Origin of the sequence: Paenibacillus sp. ISL-20, from assembly GCF_018613005.1 — a bacterium.
GTDB lineage: Bacteria > Bacillota > Bacilli > Paenibacillales > Paenibacillaceae > Paenibacillus_AQ.
Window position 1 is genome coordinate 1 of sequence record NZ_JAGGRD010000038.1, and the last position, 22,088, is coordinate 22,088.

Below are 22,088 nucleotides of genomic sequence, written 5' to 3' on the forward strand. Positions count from 1 at the left end.
TTTTCCCCTGTCGTGCTTTTCGGATCGCCATGTGTCCGGCTGGACAAACGTACATGCCGGCATCTTTGTTGAACAGAAACTCGTGCTCTTTCTTGCGGGCACCTTGTGTAATGAGTGGATTGAGTTTCGCTACAAGTTCAATCTCGTTTTGTTTCGTGTAGATCAGGTTATCCTTCTCAGAATACGCCGTATCCCCAATTACCGTTTTCACCTGCATCCCGGCGGTTTGGCTTTTTTCGATCAGTATCTGCAATTGCTTGCCATCATTTTTCTCACCTGTCGTAATGACAGCTGCCGGTTGGCGACTCGCTTTGATAAGTTAGCAAGCTCATTCAAGGCTTTTTTAACGCTGGCATCAATTAGGATCTGGCTCGCTTAGGTTTGCGTACACGCCCTAGATGGTGACCTAAGTGGAAGTGGTATGATTATGGAGTTTATACTGTGAAAATAGAAAAAGGCACTGCCAGCGAATATGGCAGTGCAGGAGTCGATGCAGGAGCTGGGGATAGCTCCTGGTTGTTTTCTGACCATTTATTTAATGGATCAATTTCAAATATATTTTCTATACATATGAAAGAGTACTACCAGCGTGATTCCGGTTTATTTGCGAAAAAATAGAGACAAGAACATTGTGTCTTTCTGATTAGATAAGTATCTAACTTTGGACTGTTCTAATTCGTTGAACTAACGGGCAGGCTAACAAAATGGGACCGCAGTCGAAATAAAGGACAAAAAATTGCTCGATTAACGACACTCGACACCCGTGGTATCTGCGGAAAACAGTAATGCGTCATCCGATCTGCTTATTGTTCGAGTCACTCGGTGTTTCCGAATTTGTTGCGCGGTTCACCTGAGATGAATTGTTCGCACTGAATATGATCGCGTCCAAGCGGGCAGCTTCATCACGATCTGTGGACACGCTGTCCGCGAACCTGCTTCGACTTGAAGATGGGAGCGGGATATCGCTTTCTCGATCACCGGTAACGAATAAAGAAAGATACTATGCCAAATACGAAAAAAAGAAGTGGACCATTTCGTTGGTCGGCCTTTAATTATTCTATTGCGCGGTCAGAATTTGTGGACCTTCAGCCGTGATGGCGATCGTATGCTCGTATTGGGCGGCGAGCTTGTTGTCCATCGTCCGTGTGGTCCAGCCGTCTGGATCGATTGTCATAAAGTAGGTGCCTTCGGTGATCATAGGCTCAATCGTGAACACCATACCTTCCTTGATACGGAGTCCTTTTCCGGGCTTGCCGACATGCATATAAGTCGGCTCCTCGTGCAGGTCGCGGCCGATGCCATGGGCGAGAAGCTCGCGCACGACGCCGAAGCCGTGTGATTCCGCATGCCGCTGAATCGCGCTCGTCACGTCGCCGAGTCGATTGCCGGGCTGCGCCTGCTCGATGCCCAGGTCAAGACATTCCTTCGTGACGCGCATCAACTTCTCGGCCGTCGGCGAGATCTGCCCGACCGCATAGCTCCAAGCCGAATCGCCGAGCCAGCCGTCGAGCTCCGCGACCGTGTCGATCGTCACGATATCGCCTTCTTCAAGTGGCTTATTGCTAGGGAAGCCATGTGCGATCACGTCGTTGACGGAGGCACAGGTCGCATATGGATAGCCCTTGTAGCCCTTCTCGTATGGCTTGGCGCCGTGCTTCAAAATAATTTCCTCAAATATGCGCTCAATCTCGTTCGTTGTGATGCCCGGTTTGATGAGCGGGGCAATTGTACGATGGCATTCAGCCACTACTTGGCATGCCTTGCGGATGGATTCGATTTCATGCTTGCTTTTTAAGATGATCATGTTCTTATCAAGACTCCTTCGTAATAGCTTGCATAGCAAGTCGGGCGATTCGATCGACGTCCAAGTCGGAATTGCCCGCGTAGTAGTGCAGCCCACAGCAGCCGACCAGCACGACAAGCATATGGTCGACGCTGTCGTCTTCGCACTGGGCGATCGATTGGAGTGGAACGTACAGCCGTTCCATAAATCGTCTCTTGGCGTGGTGTCGATCCCTCTCAGGCAAGCCTGCATAATGTTCAGCCGCCATTTTGTAGACGAGATATGCGCGGGCGTCCGACTGCCACAGCTGGAGCAGCCCTTTACAATACGTCAACAACTGCCTGTCTTCCGGGGGATTGCCACTGATGTTCGACCATTTTGCGATAACTTGCTCGCATTGCTCGAATCCGCTTCCCAACACATCTTCTATTAACAAATGCCGGTTGGGGTAATAATGGTATACTGTGCCGTAACCAAGCCCTGCCTCGCGGGCGACGTCACGAATATCAAAGCTGCCGCCCGTGCGAAAGTAGGAGCGCGCGGCGACATCCAGGATCTGTTCTCTGCGCTGTACACGTATGAGCTCATTTTGTTCTTTGGTACGCGGGCACATGGGCGTAAGAACCTCCTTGTATAGACCTGCAAATTTGTCGATATAAAGATAGTAACGCATGGGGCGGAGAAATGCAAAAGATCTGTTGATGTTCGATGAAATGAAGTTACTGAAAATAAAGAACTAAACCGTAATAATAGCAGCCGTAGCCTAAGACTATATTTTTCAAGTCCTAGTCAGCGGCTGCTTTAAATTTGGGGTGAGTCTAAAACAGTTGGTAAGATGAGAGAATGGATAGAAGAACAATTGGAAGAAGATGAATTCCTTTTTATTGCAGTGGATAGAGATCATAATATTGTTGGTATAATTGAAACATTTGATTGTGATCGGGAAAATGGTACCTTTGATTATTGTTTGGCTGTATTTGAATCGTATAGAGGCAATATCACTAAAGGTGCCTATTATGATGGTATTTGTTATGGATGACAAGAGAAGAATTTGAACTGAATCATGCAGAATATCACTTATTAAAAATAAAATAGAAGTCATCGTATAATTCGGATTATGGGAACTGGAGCGTAATAAAAAACAACTATGCGGTGTCGCTAAATAGTATTTTTACCAAACAACTGATTGTTCAAATTTATTGAAATTCAAATTTCATAACGCATGAGTTCATGAAACTATAAGCAAAAAGGCTTCGCCCATGGTAATAAGGGGCGAAGCCTTTTTATTTACTTACTCTATCGATTCCACCTGAACAACTGGCACCTGCGTGAGCTGACTGGGTCCGCTACTGTCGCTTTTCTCGCTATTGTCTTGTTGGGCATCCTCAGGATTGAGTTCATTGCCAGTCACGGGTTCGCTTGGGTTGTCTGTCTCATCCATGATATCTCCATCAACTTGTCCGGTCTCCGGTTCGGCAGGGTCTGGAGCCGCAGGAGGCTGGCTGCTTCCCGGTATCTCCAGCTGCTGATACTCGCCGCTGAATGTTCCGATTAGGGTCGCGCTCCCAGCAGGGAGATCCAGGTCTCCTTTTAAGATGACATGGTATCCATTGCGTTCAGCTAAGACCTCACCATAGCCACCTTCCGGGATATGGACAGAGAAGCGCACCTTCTCATTCGGATATCTCTCGATATTAGCAATATCGATGTCGGTATAATGGACCTGATACCCTGTGAATCCATATTGGCCTCCCTGACGCTCGAAAATGGCGGTCTCTTCCGGGCTTACTCCTTCCAGATTGGTGACCAGTATAGACTTATCCGGCTGGACCTGGTAGCCTTCGGCCGTGAACTGAAACAGCGGCAACAGGTTGGCATCTCTGGCTTCATAGCCAGAATACAATACCAAACCGGTCCCCGCATCGCCCTCCACTAGGATAACTGGATTCTTCGCGGTGCTAAGCGATTCCTCGACTGAAACCTGTTGGATGGCGATGTCGGACGGGTAATCACGGTTTTGGAATAATTGCAGCGATTCATCGGCATTCAAGACCGCGAAGTAGATGATATTCCCCTTATCGACTCCAATGGCATACGCCAAGCCTCCGAAACGATTCCCGCCTCCGCTCACATAGCTGAAGTTGCCTTTCAGACCAGCCGTTTGGAACAAACGAATCGGATCGTGAATGGTCCAAGCCAGTTTAGCAGCTTGCAATTTACTATTCATATCCTGGTATCCCGATAGTGCTTCATAGAGTGCTACCGCTTCCTCGTAGTTCTGATCTTGTACCATTGCATCTGCAGCTGCGATCCACCGGTTCATCTGATTCTGAATATAACCCATGATAGTAGCGTTCTTCAGGCCGCTCCGGTTCAGGAAGTCTCTATACTCCATGGCGTGCGAAATAAAATCGGAGGGCCGCTCTCGCTGGACATCCTTTTGCAGCATAGTATACACAAGTTCATCGGTCTTGCTATTCAACCAGGCAGCCGGCAGCGATCGGCTGGCATATTCGGAGCTCATGGCATGCGACCAATTCAGTAGATCCGTATACTGGCCGGCTCCTGCCAGACGGGTTAGAACCATTTCGTCATAACGCTGGAACAGACGGAGCAGCTTGTCATTCTTCTGCTTCTCCCCGCCGTAGAATGAATCCGGAATGCGGAGTAAATTCCATTTGAAGCTGTTGTCGTCATACTGCAACTCTTTAAGTAACTCGTCGGCCTGGCGGTTAAACATACCAATGAACTGCAGGAATATCCGTTTCACATCGTCGGGGATTCCGTAGAACGCAGCAATTTCATCGTAGTAGGAAGCGTAAGCTCCTTGTTGCCCCGCCAGCTTCTGCTCTGTATCAAGCAATTCAGTATATACGTTCATAAAGCCGGAAAAATCGCCTGCTTCCCCGACCCGGCTCAATCGATGATCAAGTGAGGAAAGGCTCTGCTTCATGGAAGTAATGGGTTCAAGCTCTTGCAATCTTGAGGCAAGCAGCTCTTCTTTATATAGAAGGGAACGGTTATTTCGCGCCTTCTTATACCATTCTTCTGCCTGAACAAGCTTCTTCTGAGCATACAATAACTCTGCTTGTGCCATCGATTCGATTTTCTGATAGATATGAATTCCCTTATATCCGATCAGCAGCAGAAGGACTATACATAAAAAAAGATACAAATTACGCAGGGTTAGCGTGTTTTTCATCGTCATAACGGTATAGCCCCTCTAATCCCATTTTTGAAAATCAGGGTCCGAGCGGTAGTGTTCATTATAAATGGCCGATACCCGGTCCCGCAGGCCATTCCACGACAATCCGGGATTGCGGCGTACGATCTGATACAAGCGGAGGAAGCGATATCTCGGCAATCCATCCGCATAGCGGCTAATAAAATCAGGAAACGTATCGATATATTTTTTCTTCCGTACCGCTGCCCCGGCGGCGTCGATCATAATCTGCCTGCCTTGCTCCATCCGTAAAATGCTGGATTCATGGTCGAGCAGGTATTGGATCGCTTTGCTGTTAATCAACTCGCGTTTAATTTTGGCGATTTCACCGATATAGGCGGCCAGGTCCGGTTCAAACTCATCCAGCAATAGCGGTTCGAGTTCAAGCTCCATATCCTTGCGCAAGCTGAAGCTTTGCAGGAGAACGATCTGCTGCAGACGGATGCGGTCATTCCGGACCAAGGAGGCAATTTCCCTGACGATTTCATACCCTAGTTGGGCATCTTCCTTTATGGCGGCAGAAGCCGTTGCTTTGTTCAGATCCAGGCCCTCATGAATCTGTTTTTGATGAGATCTTATAAGCTTGTTCAGAGCATGCAGGGTCTCCGTTTGCAGCATCCGGCGCTGCATCAGCCATAACCATACAAGCAGGACCATCATGCAAGCAAAGGAGATCACGATCTGCAAGAAGGTCTGACTAAGAAGTACGGCAGAGAGCCCTATAATGTAGAAGAGAAGTCGGTCACTCTGCATAGAACGCTTGGCCATTTTCTCTGCAAGTTCGATAACGGGGACAAGGGCGCTCCGTTTACAGAAAGCGCAGCTATCTTCCCAAAGAATCGTAAAATTGTGGCAATGTTTGCAAACCCTTAACTTTTGGTAGACATATCTCGTTTTATTATAGGGACGAAGTTGTACGGGCTTTTTCTTATCCATGCTGTTCCCTCTCTGAGTTGGCAACTTCAAGCAGGGTCTGATGCAGCTGCTCCGGTGTCGGGGCGTTCTTCTTACGCTTGAAGTAGGCCGTGATCTTGATGATGACAAAAAGAAACAAAATCCCAAGACATCCGTATGTAATCATATATCTATTCCTTTCGGCATCATATTTGTTCGAAAATGGTGGGTGAGCCTTGTGTCCTAAGTCCGGGTGGTACGACTGATTATGTTGAACTTTGGCAGGTATAATTATATCATATGGACATAGTGCTGGTATATTTTAGTGATTAGCATGGTATTTTCTATATAAATACACCAGAGAAATGGATGTTCCCGTTACTGTTTTTTAAGCTTTCTTTCATGTAATTTTAAGACTTATTGCCTACAGTTAGACTAATGGTCTGACAATTGAACCGAGGCATCCACCTGATGCTAGACTAAATGGATGAAGGAGTAATTCAATGTTACGTATAAATAAATGGCTGCTCTCTTTGATGGCAGCGGTGCTGCTGATCCTATCCTGGAGCGGAGGAACCATGCCTCAGGCAATGGCTGCTTCGCAAGGCTCAAAGATTGATGCCGTACTGGTGATGGATGCCAGCAACTCGATGAAAAACAGTGATCCGGAGAGGATCAGCAGCGAAGCGATGAAGATGTTTATCGACATGCTGGCCACCACAGGCGACAAGGTCGGCGTCGTTTCCTATACCGATCGGATTCAGCGGGAGAAAGCGCTGCTTGAAATTCAGTCGGAGGCGGACAAGACTGCGCTGAAGGAATTTATCGATCAGCTGGATCGCGGTCCGTACACGGATATGTCCGTAGGCCTCGATGAAGCTGTAAAAGTGCTGAAGCAGGGAATGAACCCGGCGCATGCGCCGATGATCGTTGTTTTGGCCGACGGTAACAATGACCTGGATCCGAACACGGGCAAGACGAGCCAGGAAGCTTCAGACGATTTAGCCCAAGCGGTCAAGGAGGCCAAGGGAAGCGGCATCCCGATTTATACGATTGGACTGAATGCCGACGGGAAGCTGAATAAAGAAACGTTGGCTGAATTGGCAAACCAAACGGGGGGCAAATCCTTTACCACCAGTTCGGCGGATGACCTTCCGCAAATATTAAGCGAGATTTTTGCCAGCCACCAGCAGCTTAAGATCGTTCCGGTACAATCGATTACCGGCAACGGAAGCTATCAGGAGGTTACGGTTCATGTGCCGAATGCGAATGTGCTGGAGGCGAACGTTTCCATTATGTCCTCTAGCCCCGTCGACGTGAAGCTGGTCGATCCTGCCGGCGCTGAGCAGACCATTCCTTCGGCCAATGTACTGCGATCCACTTCCAATTCCTATTCGCTGCTCAAGCTGCTGAAGCCGCAGCAAGGCGATTGGAAGCTGCAGGTGAAAGGCGTATCGAAAGACAAAATTGACATTAACCTCGTATTCAATTACGACCTGGAGCTGGCCATGGATCCTCCGCCACCTTCAAAGGTAAAGGCTGGAGACACGATCGATATTAAGGCATATCTCGTCAGCAATGGACAGAAGCTGCAGGACCAAGAACAGTATGGTAATATGACGGCTAAGTTGTTGGTTAAGGATCTGGACACCGGGGACGAGTCAGAGGTCGAGCTTGAGAATAAAGGCGGCAGCTTTGAAGGGAATTACAAGATTCCGCAGAAGCACGACTACGAGCTGAAGGTGCGGGCGGAGGAACAGAGCTTCTACCGCGAAAGTGCGCCTGTGAAAGTTAGTGCGAAGGCGGCAGCCTCCGGCTCCGGTAATGGCGGGAAGGAAATGACCGCGGGCGAGGATGCGAAACCTTTTCCATTATGGCCCGTAATCATTGGCATCGCGGCGCTGCTCATTGTTGGAGCGGCTGCATATTTCATACTCGGCGCGATTAAGAAAGCGAACAAAGGGTTTGTTGGTCAGATCGTGATCGAGATCAGGGATGAGAACACCGGCGAGAAGACCTTCCCACAATACAAGAAACTGGCTTCGTTCAAAGGGAAGTTCAATCTGCATCAGCTTCTGCAGCTTGCTCCGGAACTGAAGGAGACCGAGAAAATCCTGTTCATGCCAGGCAAGAATGACCGCATCATACTAAAGAACAATTCTTCAGCCGTGATTGAGAAATCCGGCCGCGCTCTGGATGCAACGAACGGGACGGAGCTGAAGAACGGAGACCGGCTGAGAGTTTCCCTGCAGCAGGCGGACAAAACGATACTATTTGAATATTTGGCTTAAAGCCATGACCCATCAGGAGGGGAAGTTATGAAACCGGTAGTTAGAGAACATATACAACAGCTTGACGTTTCACTCGGAGGCGGGATTGTCAGCGAGAAAATACGGGTGGATACCATCGACAATCCGATCCTTATCATTGGACTTGGCGGGACGGGGATCGATGCGCTGCTGCGCTTGAAATATCAGATTAACCGCCGTTTCAAGCTGCCGGAGGATCCGTTGTCCAAGAAGAGAATGGACAAGCCGGATAATGTGGAATTTCTGGCTTTTGAGACCAACGAGCAGGATAAGAATAAACGTTATAAAGGCATCGGGCTTGATCCGATCAATGAATTCGTGCTTCTGTCTAATGCCGAGATTGGTGGCCTCCTTCAAAACCGGAGCATCCTGGAGCCGTACATTACAGATTGGCTGTCGCCTGAGCTGAGCATTACCGATGGCATGAACGGAGCAGCAGGCGTACGTCAAGCGGGTCGCTTGCTCCTGTTCACGAAGATTACGCAGGTGGTGCAGGCTATCGACAAGAAGATCAAGACGCTCTCAGTCGGAACGAACAAGAAGCTGATGGTCTTCCTGCTGACGGGGCTGTCCGGCGGTACAGGCAGCGGCTGCTTCTTGGACATTGCTTATATCGTTCGCGGCATTATCGAACGCGACCACGGCTCTGCCGGGATCGACCGCGTGAACACGCTTGGCTATCTGTTTACGCCGGATATCAATCTGGCGAACAAAAGCTTGAGCGAACATACGCGCGAATACATCAAGAAGAACGGTTACGCCGCGCTCAAAGAGCTCGATTACTGGATGAACGTGGATGCCAGAGGCGAGCGGTTCAAGCAGCAGTACGGCAACATTCTGAACGTGAACTCTCCGCTGCCTCCGTTTAATCTATGTCACCTGATTTCCGCTACGAATACGGAAGGCAAACTGCTGGAGAATGCCTATGATTACTGCATGAACGTGACCGCGGAGAACATTACGAACTTCATGGCCAGCGAGGAAAAACAGTCCGGCGAAGAGTTTGCGATCCATGACTATATCAGCAACATCCGCACCAATATCGCGCAGATGAACAAGGCGTATCCTGCCAATTACGACTACAACATCATCGGCGCATCTTCAGCTGTGCTGCCCATTGAAGAGATGACCACATATCTGGCATACCGCGTTTTCGGCAAAATGCAAACCATGTTTGAGAAGGCGCCAAGCCAGGAGGACGTCGAGAAATTCGCAAGCAAGCTGGGCATCGACCTGGACTCGATGACGAAGAACTTCGAGTCCCGCGTACCGGAGCCGCTGCCCGGATACCAGAATAGCGAACGGCTCAGCTACGCGAATGTCGTGAAGAACCAGGTCATCAATATGGACACGGAGCTGGAGCAGAATTTCCTGGCGAGAGCCCGCGAGGAGTATATTAAAGCGAAGAAGCAGCTGCCGGGCGAGATCGTCGCTCAGTTCAGCGATCAAATCCGCCGCATGTTCCTGCATCCACAGCAAGGACCGTTCTATGTGTCCCGGTTGATCTATACGGAGAAGGGTTTCAGCCTGCTGAAAATGCTGCTGTCCTACATCGAAGCGCTGCGCGAGAATCTGACCCGCATTCCTCGTGACATCGAGTCGGCCAGAGAACAGGCGATCGATCGTCTGGGTGATGCGAAGAGCGCTTTTGTCTCGAAGGACAAGAAGAAAAACATCTATATTGAAGCCAAAATCAACGAATATTGGCTGGAAGCGGATGTGGAACGCACCGAGCAGATGATTGAATTCTATGAGGATTTATATGATCTGCTGAACCAGGAGAATAACCGGATTTATAGCGTGTATACGGAAATACTAAATGCCCTGAATTCGATCTTCGCCAAGAACGGGGACATTCTCGTCAACGGAGAAGAACAGCAGGATCATAAAGGGAATAAGACGTATTACTGGAACCTGGTCAGCGTGCCTGATATATCCGACGTGATCAACAAAATCATGGACCAGAAGGATGTGGACGACCTCATCCGCGATTTCGCGCAGGAACTGTTGAGCCATGCTAATCGTTGGACGCGTGAGCAGGAGATTGATATCGTCCGATCCATTTCGGAGTTTCTTACCGATAAATTCGGCGATTTGATTACCCGCTCAATGGAGGATTTCCTCGTCATGAAATTCGGGCAAGAGGATTCCATCGAAAAATTTGTCGAGCGCAATATCGCCAGCAAGCTGGATGATGAAGCCGTCCCGGTCTTCCATCTGAGCAATAGCGCAGGCAATTTGTACTTCCCTTCCTGGGGCTTTGTGTCCGTGCCTGTACAGGCGCCAAGCATTCTGAAGGGAATTCGCAATTATCAGAATAATTCGGTCGGGAAGTCTCACTTCACCGTGAAGGAGAGCGAAGTGAAAAACCGAATCTTCTGGCTGAATACGAAGAACGGCGTGCCGCTGTTCGTCTATACGCCGCTTAAGGTTTATGAAGAGAGTTACGAACGCACGATCATGGACAAGGAAGGCGTTGGACGTCACTTGGTGCAGACGGATCGTAACAATTGGACGTACCTGCCATCGCCGATTCCCGAAAAATCCTGGGGGGATACCTACGTCAACCCGCGGGTTCAGGATTACAACGTCCGGGTTCGCGCCGAATTTAACCAGGCGCTTGATTTTAAGGTCATCGTCCAGAAGGATGTTGACCAGAACACGAGCAGCCGCTATGCGGTCGTGTTTACGAAGCCATTTGATTTGAATGAGCTGCTTCGTGCTTATGACCTGCAGCTGGATAGTCCCAAACCTAACCTTGGGGAAGTGAAGCGGGCATGGACCGAGCTGAAGCGTCTACTGAACGAGGGGTTGGAGCCGGCGGGCTCCAAGGATATTTTCAACAGCATCAATGAGGAAATGGCCAAGGAAAATCTGATTCGTTCGCCGGAAATGATCCGCAGCGTGAGGGAAGAGCTGAAGAAATATGCCGCCATCGCGGCCAAAGTCACGGAGTTCGAGCTCCTGATCAGCGATAATCAGAATGAGGAGAAATGGCTCGATCAATTTATTGAGGCGTTGTATACCGGAACCATCACGAAGAAGGGTGCGCTCTTCGTTTATGATCGCGATCCGGAAGAGGACTCCTGGGAGCCGTTTGCCAATCTGCTGAAAAGCGTGAATGACGTGGAGTATGAAGTCTACAAGCATTTCCGTCAGCTGGATGAGAAAAGCCGGAGCACGCTGCTTCGCAAATCCTCCCGCCGCGATCAGGAGCTGACCGCTTCCGAGGATATTACGCCACTGCTCACGAAGCTGGAAGAATTGGCTGAGCGGTTCCTGGAAACGCGCGACCGGCTTGAATACGAGAAGGTAGAGCTTGCGGACGGTGAAGAGCGTTATCAGTTCTACAGACAGGTCTCTTCGAAATTAAATGACATCCGAAGAAGGTTGAAATAGACGATGAGGGAAATTCTTCGCCAGTATGCTGCCGGCTATGCCAAATCGGAAGAGCAGCTTACCTTGATGGAGGATGATCAGAGCAGCATCCACTACCCGGAGGTATACTTGTTCATCGGTGATAAGACTTCGTCCGCAATCGAACCGATCATGGAGATACATGACCGCAAATGGGACAACAGCGCAAGTGTCATCTATTTGCATGTGGGAACGGGCCAGGATGGAGGGGGGGAGCCGAAAGGCTCCGATTCCTCCGGTCGCCTTCACCGGTATCATCTTCATTTACCGGAGTCAGACGGCACATCCAAGTCCGTACGCAAGGAGCTGCACCAGGGCTTCTATCGGGACCCGCACCACCTGGCTGGGTTGAATAAAGCGATTCGGAAGCTGAGCCACCACATCTCAGACTATGGACGCAGCTATTCATCTTTTGACCGGATTCATCTGTCTGTCATTACACGGGTCGACGACCCGTGTAATGTGTTCATACCGGAAATTTCATTACTGGCTGAATCGATTTTCCAGCAGTCATTCAAGTCGGTGCAAATGGATTTGTATGCGCTCATTAATGAAAGGGAGCAGATTGAATCTTATGGCTATGCGAGCTCCGTGGGAGTTGCCTTCTTGCGGGAGCTGGAGCTGATGCAGAGCCGGGAATACAGCTTCTCCGCACCGCTGCAGGTAACGGAGGATGGGCTGACCATTCCGGTCGTTCACCCGGCCTCGCCGTTGTTTGATCTCGTCTATGTGCTGTCCGATAAGAATGAACGCGGCATATCGGGTTACGCCGGGATGCAGGATATCTATGATATCATCTGCCATCTGGGTTTGCTTAAGAATCGGAAGCAGAAGGATGAAACCTATGACGGCATCCGGGGCATTTACAACAATACGTCTTTTAAAAGCAATATTATGACCGAATCCGGCCGCCAAGGCTTTGTCTCCGCTGGCTTTGCCCGGGTGAAGAGGCCGGGCGAGCCGATTGCACTAACGGTCCTCTATCATCTGTGCCGCGGACTGCTGCTTCGCATGAAGCGTGGGACGGAACCGGAGGTTCATGAGTGCCTGACCTATTTCGGTCTCGATTCGGAGGCCGTATCGGCAAGAGCGGACCGAATGCTGCCGAATCCGGAGCATCTGGACGGGCTAAAGGGGATGATGTCACACCCCGTCAGTTATGCCGGGCTGAAGCGGATGAACATTCGTGAAGCTGAAGAGGCATTGTTTGGGGATGGCTGCCGGCAATTTTTTTATAGCAATTACGAGCTGGAGGTCCAAAAGAGACTTAGCGATATGAGCACCGCTGAAGAGCTTCATAGTGCGCTTCGTCGCACTTTGGCGGATCATCCGCAAATCGGTTGTTATCAAATCGTGGAGTGGACGAGTGACAAGGCGGGAGAGGGGATCCTGCTTGAAGCGGTTCGTTCTCGAATCCGGGACCTCGGCAGCCTCCTGAAGACCGAGCAGGACGGACTAAACCGCTATTATGAGGAAGGCGTAGAAAGCCAGCCGTTCAAGAAGCTTCCTTTTCGTGATAAACAGAATGTGCGCCATTTCATTCGATATTTCGTGGGCGAGGTTTATCGACGCAAGTATGAGCTTTTATTGCTGGAAACGGAGCTTGCGCTGTACAGGCTCTATGAGGCGGAGCTCGAACAGATTCACCGTCATTATAAACAGCAGGCGAACATGCTGGACCAGCTTGAAACGGAATTGCTGGAAGCAGCCCAGTCGAGCATCCGTACCGCAGACGATTATATCGGCCAGAACCTGATGGAGTATTATGGCCTTGTAACGGAAGAGCTGATGCTGGAATTGGAGAGTAAGCGCGGCCAGGGAGTATTCTTCGAGGAACGGTATGTCGGTAATCTCTCCATCGTTACGCATGAAGGAACAGAACCGATCTTGTCGAACATGATCCGCGTCTGTCTAAGGGATTTATTGACGGCAGAGCCGTTTGTGCAGACCTTCGAGGAAGAACTGCTGCGGCGGGCGAACGTAACCATCGACTACAATAATAAGCAGGTGCTTGCCAAGGAAGATCTGTTTAAGGTGCTTTACCGGATGCTGGAGGAGAACTCCGTTACGTTAGTCAGGCTGCTTGATTATACGCAGGAGCATCGATATGAGGAGAAATACTTCTTCGGCGATGCCGACAGCGAATTTGTCCGCTATGCGATCCATGCCGATGAAGCTTTACGGGTGTACAAGCTTGGCATCGTGCACGAGAAGCGCTCCAGCGGAGTCGAGAAGCTGAACCTGATGGGAGGTTTCCATTTGGAGGATCTGATGTACTACCGGAATGGCAGAACCTACTACGAGACCTATACGGCAAACGGTTATGAATTTCATGGAATGGAACCGGCGCAACTTCCTGAGCTGCGCTAGCGTTCTTAAATTCTGATACAGAGAGTAGGCGTGTATTGTGCAACGAAAAATAAACCCTCTCCTGCTGCTGTTTAGTCTAGTCGGTGGGGGAATCGGATTTACCATTGGGGAATTTTTGCTCCGCCAATGGGGGACAGGGCTTCCCGTCATCGTAGTTACAGGGATCTATTTCGGAATTTTGGCCTTGTGCATCGGATTGGCCTGCTTAATCGCAGAACTGATCTCCCCTCGTTTGAACGGGAGCTCATGGAGACAGCGATACACAGGCACATCATGGAAGCTGCTGATTCCATCCACGTTGGTGGCACTGTTCTTGCTTGGCATGCTGTTTGAGTGGGTGTACCAGTTGAACCCGGGGAGCGCCAAGCCGGTGAAGGATATCGTGCTGGTCATTGACAATTCGGGCAGCATGAAAGACACGGACCCGAATCAGGACCGATATACGGCGGCCAAAAATCTGATCAACCGCATGGACGAGGATAACCGTGTATCGGTGATGGTGTTTGATCATGCGACAACGTTGCTGCAGCCTTTTACGCGTGTGAAGAACCAGGAAGCCAAGGATGAGATCATCGCTGAGATCGACAGTTTGGAAACGAATGATGGCGGCACGGACATTAGTCTCGCGCTGGAGGATACCATGACGCATATCCAAGAGAGCCATGATGCCCGCCGAAGCGCCATGGTCATTATGTTGTCGGACGGGTTTAGCGAAACCGACCATGATCGTGTGCTTGCGGATTACAAGCAGCAGCAAATCGCAGTAAATACGATTGGCCTCAGCCTTGTTAACTCGGACGGTGCCCAACTGCTTCAGACGATTGCGGCCGAAACGGGCGGGCAATATTACGACGTGCAGAATGCGGCAGATTTGTCTTTTGTTTTCCAGAAAATCTATGATGACGTTGGGGACCGTTCGCTGTTGACGAAACGTACGGGCGCTATGGAAGATAGCGTTTATTATCAGATTGTAAGAGTCGTTGCGATGCTGCTCATTGGCGCTGCCACGGGCCTGGCCCTCGGCATTGTGTTTGATAACCGTCATCTCGCGCTCAGCTTCAGCATCGGCGGCGCGGTATCCGGCGTGCTCGCAGGCGTTGTTCTGGAATATGGCCTATCCGGGGGAGAAGTCAGGGATGCCTTCGTTCGTCTGCTGGCCTGCTTCATCCTCGCAGGGATCATCGCCTTGTTCACGTTGGTGATTCCGGTTAAGGAGAACAGCAAGATCATTCGTAACGAGCTGCGGCCAGGCCGAACGGGACGGGGGCAACGGCCGAATGATTCAACAAGCCGAGGATTTTAAAGCAGGGGGCGTTCGATATGCGTTTTAAAAATGCGGAGCCCGGAGAATGGGTCATTCAGGGATTAAGCTATCAATTAGACGAGGGCTACTGTACGCTCCGATGGAGCTGGCCGCCAGATCTTCAGGCGGTATATATTCACCGCGCGATGGATGATGGATTTGGTCCGCCCGCTGGAGCTATAGAGCCTGGCAGCCTGCGCCTGTATACCCGAGACGAGTACAAGGCGAACAATGGGTATCGGGACCGGGTGGACGGAATTGGTCAGATCACGTATACGGTGTACGCCATGTCTTCCGAAGACGGAGAGATGGCCTTAATCAGGCAGCCGGATGAAGCGAACAGCATTCAGTTCAGCACGGGCAAAGCCATGCTGGTATATTCCATTCGTGAAAAGAGCCGCTGGCTGCAGCCTTATAAGACGATTGAAATTCAGATGACGGCGGAAGTGCCGGTACCCAAGGACGTTTTATGCTACGTGAAGAAGCAGGGGGCTTATCCGGTCAACAAGGAAGACGGCATCTTGTACCCTTTCGTTACGGATTTTGCAGCGGGACGCAACGAATTGCCTGCGATTGAGGTAGGCAAGAACGATTATATTCGCCTGTTTTTTACGGATGGTAAGAAGTATGGACAACGGTATGAGCTCGTTTATAGATAGAGAGAGAACACACTGTAACCACGATGAACGCATCAGTGTGTAATTCATAGGGTTCAGAGGGAGGTACTAAGGATGGGCATTTTTGATATATTCAAGAAAAAACCGGAGCCGGAGCCAAAGCCGCTGTTCTATGATATTGTGTGCCCTTACTGTTTCAGTAAGTTTGCTCCGAAGGAGGTTGTCTTCAGGGCTGCCCACGACCGAGAGGATGACGAGGACTATGCGCTTGGGGAAGATGATGAGCTGAATCGGTACCGTGAACGCTTTGGGCTGGATTCCGTTTATGATATTGAAGCGATTATCCGGCCGAGCGATATACCGGAGGAGCAGCACATTTATTCCGATCACGTGCTGGTTGGATTGAATGACCGTTACGGTGTCGTGACGCGCAGACGGTTATGCCCGAAATGCCATAATGAGCTTCCGGTGACCGCAGGAAAGGTGCCGAGCAACATTATCTCGATTATCGGTGCTTCGCAAGTGGGCAAGTCGGTCTATATGACTTCGCTCATTCATACGCTGCAGCATACAACGGCGGATCATTTCGATGCGGCCTGCATGCCGCTGAATGCCGAGATCAGCCGCAAGTTCCGTACGGGCTATGAGGAGCCGTTATTTGAGCGCGGAGATTTGCTGGCGTCCACGCAGAAGGAGAAGATGCAGGAGCCTTTCATTTTCCAATTCGTGTTCAAGGATGAGTCCAAGCCGCCTTTAACCCTCGTATTTTTTGACGTAGCGGGTGAGGGCATGGTGGACGAGGATTACTTGGGACTTCACGGACAGCATATCAAGAATTCCGCGGGTATTTTGTTTATGGTGGATCCGCTCCAAATCCGCTCTATTCGGGAGAAAATTCGCCTGAAATTCGGTGACCAGCCCGGTGAATGGGTGTCCCAGTATGATGAGCCGCGGGATGTCGTGCTGACGATGTTCGGCGATTTCATCGCTTATGAGGACAAGGGTAAGACGGATATTCCGACAGCCGTCGTCTTAACCAAGAGCGACATGCTTCATGCGCTTAAGGATGAGGATGGCGAATACGTGAAGCTGAACAGCAACATTTTTAACAATGTGGTACACCGCAAGTTTATGAATTTGACCGAATTTGAAAATATTGACGGCGAGATCCGTCGTTTTATCGAGAAGGTCGACCGTCCGTTCAAGGGAACGATGGATGTATACTTTTCCAATACAGCGTATTTTGCCGTGTCGGCTCTAGGCAGCAACCCTGTCGATCAGAAGCTGCAAAGCGTCGTCAGTCCGATTCGGGTCGATGAGCCGTTCATCTGGCTTCTGTACAAGCTGAAGTATATTCAGGGGAGGGAAGACTAGTGCCGGATTTCCCATCCCGAACCATACAGCAGCAAATGTACACGCGGGAGCGCCGGGGCATATTCCGTTCAGCCGAAGGCTTTGATACGGTGGCTCGTTCGTCCGGATTGGAGGCTTCCTTTATCAAAAAGGTGCTGCATCCCTTTTGCCAATACGAAGCTCCTGCCGAGCTGACAGCACGCAGCGAGAGGGAAGCTGCGGCTTATCCGGCCGCCCTTCATCTGTTCCATACGGAAACAGGGGAAACGGTGCTGGGGCGAAGCGTGTTCCAGCCTGCGGACTTTACGGGACTTCGCAGTGCCTTTTTTACGCATCATTATGTCATTCCTGATGGTTTTCTTGAAGATGAGCATTCCGCTTATCAGACTTGGCTCCAGGCCTCGTTTGCCGATCATTACGATATCGAAGAAGGCGTAGATCTTCCGCAGCTTCCTGCCATTCCGGTTCAGGCGGACTCTCAAGCCGCCATCTCATCCAAGGAGACGCCAGCCTTTTTGCAGGAGCTTGGGATCGACGAGAAGATATTCAAGCAGCTGCTCTATGCATGCATATCCGCGGCTGCTGGGAAGAAAAAGGTATATATCGTTCTGGATGTCCCGGTGGAACAGTTGTCCGCGAAGGCGGAGCAGCTGCTCTTTGTGTTGTTTGGCCGATTGCCCTATGCGCTGCGCCGGGTGCTTGGGTTCGTAACCTATGCCAAAGAGCCGCAGAGCAAGAAGGGACTTCACCTCATGTTCGTGGAGAAGGGCAGCCTGCGCCTAGGCGACCGCAGCATTGAGAAGGACTATTTGTTTGAGCTCGCTGCCGGCAGGGTCATCAATGTCGATCTGAAATGGTCCGAGCAGCCTTATCTTGATTTTGCATGGGAGACGCTATTGGACCCCGATCGCTCTGAGCGCTTTTTTGCCTTCGCCGAGCAGATGCTTGCGGATATGGAGCCGGGTCTTGGGATCTTGCTGGATAGCTACGACGATTTATGTGTGCTGTTCCAGATTGAAGAAGGCCAAGAGGGCTTGTACCATGAGCATAAACATGCTGTGCTGCGTGCTTTGCTGCTTTATTTGAAGCCGGCAGGCGCCCTGGATTCTAAGGGACGGCTGGATCAGCTGTTCCACGCCCTGTTTGCCCAGGAATTCGAGCTTGTCAAAGGAGGACAGGTTCCGGATGCAGCGATTGCCGGATTCGTTAAGGATTATCACAGCATCAATCCCCGGCAGCATCAGGATCTGATTGTGGAATATTTTATCCGCTCATTAAATAATGCCTTATCCAAGCAGCGTCAGGATGTGACCGAGGCGATTTACGACTTGCTGGAGGGCAGCCCGGCCTTAAGCCGAGCCTTCTATGCCAGGGTGTTGACCAGTCCGGGTCTGCCGGCGTTGATGTTCGATCCGTACATGAAAACGCGCATGCAGCAAGCGGCGTCGCCTACGGATTTGGTAGATCTGATCGGCTTGTGGGTTCGGAATCACCCTCTCCTGCTGGAGCAGGAGAATTATATCAGGTTAGCGGAAGCCCAGCTTGTCGATAAGCTTAAGCATGATCCGGATCCGGTGAGAGCAGTCAACGCCGTGCTGGATCAATTGGATTCGCTGGAGCACCATCCTCAGAAGGGAATGGGGCGTTACCAAGGCGGCACTGCATTTGCAGACCGGTTGATTTATGCGGCAAATCTCTTTCTTTTGCGTGAGTTGGAACCCGAGCAATTAAGCCAGAAACAGCTGCTGGATATCGGGTTTCTGCAAATGCCGAAGGAGTTCAAGGGTTGGGTAGAGCGTTTTGACTCCCGGATTCGGTCCAAGGCCGAAGTCATGCTCGCCCTTTACCAGTGGTCCAGCCGTGAAGAGGTTCAAGCGGAGGTGCTGGCAGATCTGTCAGCCGAGGAGCGGGAACGAACCCAACAAATCATGCGAAAGTGGTTGCAGAACCATGTGGTGCCATCCAGATTTGATAGCATTACCTTGGCCTTCTGCACGGAGATTCGTTCCAGTGCCGTAGACTACCGGGGCTTGCTTGATTATTTGCACAGATACGGTCAGAGTCCAGAAGTGGTATACCAGTATATTAAGTGGTCTGCCGAGCAGCCGGTATTCGTTAGACCGCGGGGACTTGTTCCGGCTTATGCCGCCGCTATCGTTCATTATTTCAAAACCTATGACCGTGAAGCCTTCAAGAATAAGGATTATGTGAAAACGTATTTCAATTCGCCTGCGCCCATCCTCAAACCGGTTTATATGAAGGTCAGGGCCGAATTGGCTTCGCCGTTAGTGCGATGGTTTCGACAGCATTCGCGGTTCGTAAAAATCACTTCTTCCTTGCTTGTGGTAATCGTTATTGCTGGTGCTGCCTTCATGATGATCCAAAACGGCAAAGGACCTGCGGACGGTAATGCTGATCCGAATCCGGTCATTACGCCCCCGGTTACCGCACCTCCGGCTTCTTCTGATATCGTCCCTGAAAAGCCGTTATTGACGGCGACGGTGGTGGAGGAAGGCGAGCAGGAGGGCAAGACCGAACTGACTTTCCATTTTAAACAGCCGGCGGCTTGCCAGGATTTCAGTGTGGACAAGCTACAGGTTGTAGGCAAGGATGCAAGCACACTGGTTGAGGTAGCTAGCCCTGAATTATCGTGGGTGTGCGCTGATGACACAACGGGCGAAGCGGATACCGACCCGTCAGGGACAGAGCCTGACTCAACCGGGAATCAAGCGGAGCCGAATACCGGGACAACAGAAGGGGAAGGCTCGTCTGATACAGTCAAGGACGAAGACGTTCCGTCATCTGAAGGTGCTGGTGACACTCAGGAAAACCAGACTTACACGAGTCGGGTCGTCGTGAAGTTGGATCAACCGCTTGACGTATCCCTTGTCGAGAAGGTTGTTGTAGATGGCGTCTCCTATGAGCTGTCCGACGAAAGCGTGCTTTCGGAAGAGCAAGAGCAGGCTCCGGAGAATGAGACGGATGAAGGAGTTTAACAAAATAGATAACGAGCAGACGATCATTCGTCTGCTCGTTTTTTTTTCGCGCCTCTTATGCACCACCTATTTATGCTGGCTACAGATTTGTTCTTCTCTTTCGAGGTGTTGTGCGTCTGCATAGGTGTTGCCCCATTCACACATTGTATTTAATACAGGGACGAAGGATTGGCCCAGCTCAGTTAAACTGTATTCTACCTTAGGCGGTACTTCTTTAAATACTTCTCTTCGGACAAGCTCATCTTTTTCCAGCTGCTTTAATTGATCGGTTAAGACTTTCTGCGTTATGGTCGGCATGAGCTGATAGAACTCCTTTGTTCTCCTTGGTTTTTGACTCAGGAAAAAGAGGATTAAGCATTTCCACTTTCCTCCTACCGTATTCATAAAAATATTGATTCCCGTATTGAGACTGTTCATTATGTATTCCTCCTGATTAGGCACATAAAGGTGGCTAACCCACTTTATTGTGCGTTATTTTCTGCCACTTTACGGTCCATTATAATCGGAATATGGAGTAAATAAAACATTTGGAGTGAGCACAAATGAGTGTGAGAGAGATATTAGAGCAAAGACGTTCCGTCAGGCATTATGATCCCCATTATAAAGTGGAATCGGAAACGTTGGCGGCTTTGATTGAAGGAGCCAGTAAATCGCCCAACGGAAACAATATTCAAGCAACACGGTACCTGGTTATAGACGAACCGGATTTAAAGAACATGTTACTCCCCATCGCCTTTCATCAGCAACAGGTAATAGAAGCATCCGTACTAATCGTTGTACTAGGCGATTATCAAGCATTTGAAAAAGAAAATATTATCAATATCCATGAAGATGGATTCCAAAAGGGTTATTTTGACGCATCATTAAGAGACTATTTAGCCAACGCGGCCATCCAGTATTATCTAAATAAATCCAAAGAAGATTTAAAGCTCGAATTAGTAAGAGACGCAAGCCTGGCGTCTATGTCGTTAGTTTTACTGGCGAACGAGGCGGGTCTTCATACGATTACCATGTCCGGGTATGATTCCGAACAATTAAAGTCGGCCTTACAGATTTCTGACAGGTATGAAGATGTGATGCTGATAGCCATTGGGAAAGGAATTAAACAAGGTCATAAAACCGTTAGACACGATGTGGACAAAATCATTTATAAAAACAAAATATAATTCATGGAATGAAATATTAATTTGCTTGTTTGTACATGCAGTGGGTGGAACAAAATGGCATTAACAACCGTCTAATAGTTATGCTGTCTCCTGCGTATTTCTATTAGGAGGGACTAGAAGGATGAGAAAAGGCCTGGTTGCTGCAGCACTTATAGCGATTTGGTTCGTGGTAGGCTGCTTCGAGAAGGAAGCGGTAGCTCCGATCATTGATGAGACGCAGGACGTGATTCTGCGAATGGAGTATGAGCTTAGGCCGAAGGTAACGTTCGACCTGGAACTGAGGTTCGGCGTTAATCAGAAGAACGAGATCAATACAAAGGAACGAACCGTAGTAAAGGAACTTCAGAATGGAGAGACTGCGGTGCTCCGTGATTTCGAACTCACCGATAAGGAACGTCAGAGCATCTATAAGACGTTGGTGCTCGCCGATTATCAAGAGAACAAAACCTTGACAACCGCATGCAATAAAAAGCCACATGAAAGCTTTGACCTTACGGTAAAGGTAGCGAATGAGAGTTACCACTATGCGTGGAGCGAGTGTGATAAGAGCGAAGACGGTAAACGAATGACCCGGCTGGTTGAAGACATCATCGGTACGGTAGAAGAGCGTGAGGAATACAAGCGCCTTCCTGCTGTGCAAGGATATTACGAATAAGG

Annotated in this window: 17 protein-coding genes and 1 pseudogene; 11 read left to right on the forward strand and 7 right to left on the reverse strand. The window is 49.9% G+C overall.

Annotated features, from left to right (window positions below):
- Positions 1–295 (reverse strand): annotated as a pseudogene (locus tag J7E85_RS22765) (IS5/IS1182 family transposase); the annotation flags it as partial.
- Positions 296–441: 146 nt separating this feature from the next.
- Here J7E85_RS22765 and J7E85_RS22770 point away from each other — a divergent pair.
- Complete coding sequence (locus J7E85_RS22770) at positions 442–618, forward strand: hypothetical protein (RefSeq protein ID WP_215161789.1); 177 nt, start codon at positions 442–444, stop codon at positions 616–618.
- Positions 619–1,057: 439 nt separating this feature from the next.
- Here J7E85_RS22770 and map read toward each other — a convergent pair whose 3' ends face one another.
- Positions 1,058–1,804, reverse strand: a complete 747-nt coding sequence (gene map, locus J7E85_RS22775; protein WP_215161791.1) for a type I methionyl aminopeptidase — start codon at positions 1,802–1,804, stop codon at positions 1,058–1,060.
- 7 nt (positions 1,805–1,811) lie between these two features.
- On the reverse strand, positions 1,812–2,396 hold the full coding sequence (locus J7E85_RS22780; RefSeq protein ID WP_215161793.1) for a TetR/AcrR family transcriptional regulator: 585 nt from the start codon (positions 2,394–2,396) through the stop codon (positions 1,812–1,814).
- Between the two features lie 222 nt (positions 2,397–2,618).
- Here J7E85_RS22780 and J7E85_RS22785 point away from each other — a divergent pair, with 222 nt between their 5' ends.
- Positions 2,619–2,822: a hypothetical protein gene (locus J7E85_RS22785; protein WP_483311338.1), complete on the forward strand. Its 204-nt coding sequence runs from the start codon at positions 2,619–2,621 to the stop codon at positions 2,820–2,822.
- Between the two features lie 252 nt (positions 2,823–3,074).
- On the opposite strand, the gene J7E85_RS22790 is transcribed toward J7E85_RS22785, so the two are convergent.
- The 3 genes from J7E85_RS22790 to J7E85_RS22800 form a co-directional block, all read right to left on the reverse strand.
- Positions 3,075–4,991, reverse strand: a complete 1,917-nt coding sequence (locus J7E85_RS22790) for a hypothetical protein (RefSeq protein WP_215161795.1) — start codon at positions 4,989–4,991, stop codon at positions 3,075–3,077.
- 15 nt (positions 4,992–5,006) lie between these two features.
- On the reverse strand, positions 5,007–5,774 hold the full coding sequence (locus J7E85_RS22795; RefSeq protein WP_251035970.1) for a hypothetical protein: 768 nt from the start codon (positions 5,772–5,774) through the stop codon (positions 5,007–5,009).
- Between the two features lie 160 nt (positions 5,775–5,934).
- Positions 5,935–6,087 carry a hypothetical protein gene (locus J7E85_RS22800; protein WP_179090714.1) on the reverse strand — a complete coding sequence of 51 codons (153 nt, stop codon included), beginning with the start codon at positions 6,085–6,087 and terminating at the stop codon, positions 5,935–5,937.
- Between the two features lie 316 nt (positions 6,088–6,403).
- Between J7E85_RS22800 and J7E85_RS22805 the strand changes: the two genes are divergently transcribed.
- The 7 genes from J7E85_RS22805 to J7E85_RS22835 all read left to right on the forward strand — a co-directional run bounded on the left by J7E85_RS22805 (position 6,404) and on the right by J7E85_RS22835 (position 20,265).
- Positions 6,404–8,191 (forward strand): vWA domain-containing protein, encoded by a 1,788-nt coding sequence (locus tag J7E85_RS22805; protein WP_215161799.1) that lies wholly within the window; start codon positions 6,404–6,406, stop codon positions 8,189–8,191.
- A 27-nt stretch (positions 8,192–8,218) separates the two neighbouring features.
- A complete protein-coding gene (locus J7E85_RS22810) occupies positions 8,219–11,608 on the forward strand; it encodes a tubulin-like doman-containing protein (RefSeq protein ID WP_215161801.1) in 3,390 nt (1,129 codons plus the stop codon).
- Positions 11,609–11,611: 3 nt separating this feature from the next.
- Positions 11,612–13,996, forward strand: coding sequence for a transcription initiation factor TFIID (locus J7E85_RS22815; RefSeq protein ID WP_215161803.1), 2,385 nt, complete (start codon positions 11,612–11,614; stop codon positions 13,994–13,996).
- A 37-nt stretch (positions 13,997–14,033) separates the two neighbouring features.
- Complete coding sequence (locus J7E85_RS22820; RefSeq protein WP_215161805.1) at positions 14,034–15,299, forward strand: vWA domain-containing protein; 1,266 nt, start codon at positions 14,034–14,036, stop codon at positions 15,297–15,299.
- Between the two features lie 17 nt (positions 15,300–15,316).
- Entirely contained in the window at positions 15,317–15,958 is a 642-nt protein-coding gene (locus tag J7E85_RS22825; RefSeq protein ID WP_215161807.1) for a beta-mannanase, read from the forward strand.
- 72 nt (positions 15,959–16,030) lie between these two features.
- Complete coding sequence (locus J7E85_RS22830; protein WP_215161809.1) at positions 16,031–17,290, forward strand: hypothetical protein; 1,260 nt, start codon at positions 16,031–16,033, stop codon at positions 17,288–17,290.
- The gene (locus J7E85_RS22835; RefSeq protein ID WP_215161811.1) at positions 17,290–20,265 is read left to right on the forward strand and encodes a GAP1-N2 domain-containing protein; all 2,976 of its coding nucleotides are present in this window, start codon (positions 17,290–17,292) and stop codon (positions 20,263–20,265) included. Before J7E85_RS22830 ends, J7E85_RS22835 begins: the two co-directional genes overlap by 1 nt.
- Before the next feature lie 66 nt (positions 20,266–20,331).
- On the opposite strand, the gene J7E85_RS22840 is transcribed toward J7E85_RS22835, so the two are convergent.
- Positions 20,332–20,682, reverse strand: coding sequence for a winged helix-turn-helix transcriptional regulator (locus J7E85_RS22840; protein ID WP_215161813.1), 351 nt, complete (start codon positions 20,680–20,682; stop codon positions 20,332–20,334).
- A 125-nt stretch (positions 20,683–20,807) separates the two neighbouring features.
- Between J7E85_RS22840 and J7E85_RS22845 the strand changes: the two genes are divergently transcribed.
- Both J7E85_RS22845 and J7E85_RS22850 read left to right on the forward strand, forming a co-directional pair.
- The gene (locus J7E85_RS22845) at positions 20,808–21,431 is read left to right on the forward strand and encodes a nitroreductase family protein (protein WP_215161821.1); all 624 of its coding nucleotides are present in this window, start codon (positions 20,808–20,810) and stop codon (positions 21,429–21,431) included.
- 121 nt (positions 21,432–21,552) lie between these two features.
- Positions 21,553–22,086 carry a hypothetical protein gene (locus tag J7E85_RS22850; RefSeq protein ID WP_215161823.1) on the forward strand — a complete coding sequence of 178 codons (534 nt, stop codon included), beginning with the start codon at positions 21,553–21,555 and terminating at the stop codon, positions 22,084–22,086.
- Positions 22,087–22,088: the final 2 nt, after the last annotated feature.

Excerpts from the sequence above, each read along its gene's own strand:
- J7E85_RS22840 (WP_215161813.1), bottom strand. The coding sequence starts at position 20,682 with ATGAACAGTCTCAATACGGGAATCAATATTTTTATGAATACGGTAGGA.
- J7E85_RS22825 (WP_215161807.1), top strand. The coding sequence starts at position 15,317 with ATGCGTTTTAAAAATGCGGAGCCCGGAGAATGGGTCATTCAGGGATTA.
- J7E85_RS22815 (WP_215161803.1), top strand. The coding sequence starts at position 11,612 with ATGAGGGAAATTCTTCGCCAGTATGCTGCCGGCTATGCCAAATCGGAA.
- J7E85_RS22785 (WP_483311338.1), top strand. The coding sequence starts at position 2,619 with ATGAGAGAATGGATAGAAGAACAATTGGAAGAAGATGAATTCCTTTTT.
- J7E85_RS22805 (WP_215161799.1), top strand. The coding sequence starts at position 6,404 with ATGTTACGTATAAATAAATGGCTGCTCTCTTTGATGGCAGCGGTGCTG.
- J7E85_RS22810 (WP_215161801.1), top strand. The coding sequence starts at position 8,219 with ATGAAACCGGTAGTTAGAGAACATATACAACAGCTTGACGTTTCACTC.
- J7E85_RS22780 (WP_215161793.1), bottom strand. The coding sequence starts at position 2,396 with ATGTGCCCGCGTACCAAAGAACAAAATGAGCTCATACGTGTACAGCGC.
- map (WP_215161791.1), bottom strand. The coding sequence starts at position 1,804 with ATGATCATCTTAAAAAGCAAGCATGAAATCGAATCCATCCGCAAGGCA.
- J7E85_RS22795 (WP_251035970.1), bottom strand. The coding sequence starts at position 5,774 with ATGGCCAAGCGTTCTATGCAGAGTGACCGACTTCTCTTCTACATTATA.
- J7E85_RS22790 (WP_215161795.1), bottom strand. The coding sequence starts at position 4,991 with ATGACGATGAAAAACACGCTAACCCTGCGTAATTTGTATCTTTTTTTA.
- J7E85_RS22845 (WP_215161821.1), top strand. The coding sequence starts at position 20,808 with ATGAGTGTGAGAGAGATATTAGAGCAAAGACGTTCCGTCAGGCATTAT.
- J7E85_RS22830 (WP_215161809.1), top strand. The coding sequence starts at position 16,031 with ATGGGCATTTTTGATATATTCAAGAAAAAACCGGAGCCGGAGCCAAAG.
- J7E85_RS22800 (WP_179090714.1), bottom strand. The coding sequence starts at position 6,087 with ATGATTACATACGGATGTCTTGGGATTTTGTTTCTTTTTGTCATCATC.
- J7E85_RS22850 (WP_215161823.1), top strand. The coding sequence starts at position 21,553 with ATGAGAAAAGGCCTGGTTGCTGCAGCACTTATAGCGATTTGGTTCGTG.